The sequence below is a fragment of the Pseudomonas putida genome (assembly GCF_022627325.1).
Classification (GTDB): Bacteria; Pseudomonadota; Gammaproteobacteria; order Pseudomonadales; family Pseudomonadaceae; genus Aquipseudomonas; species Aquipseudomonas putida_X.
This window is the reverse complement of record NZ_JAETZZ010000052.1, coordinates 1-287: the sequence shown is the minus strand read 5'-3', so window position 1 is coordinate 287 and position 287 is coordinate 1. Positions and strand designations below refer to the sequence as shown.

Below are 287 nucleotides of genomic sequence, written 5' to 3'. Positions count from 1 at the left end.
GCATCAGAGGGGTCAGTTTTAACCCGCCCTCCAACGCTTTTCCTGTAGTTGCTCAGTTGGAAACCATCGATGACATAAACGTCGAAACCGAAGCCATGGGCTAGCTCAACCAGGTCCAGATGGTAGATATTGGTCGCCTCAACAGCGATTGCAGTGCCGAGGGGCTGTTGCTTTAGCCAGCTTTTGATTTCGGGCTTGGTATTTTTCAGCCTGATAATTTCATCACGATCATCGTGATGAATCACTAATTCAGCTTTTGCGACATCCGCACCCACGATCATTTTGTT

The 287-nt window shown here is 48.1% G+C and carries 1 protein-coding gene; it reads right to left on the bottom strand.

Translation table 11 applies throughout. The annotated features are described in order from the left end of the window. Positions 1–287: IS110 family transposase (locus JNA92_RS25670; RefSeq protein WP_241807228.1), on the bottom strand; the 287-nt coding region annotated here is incomplete at both ends.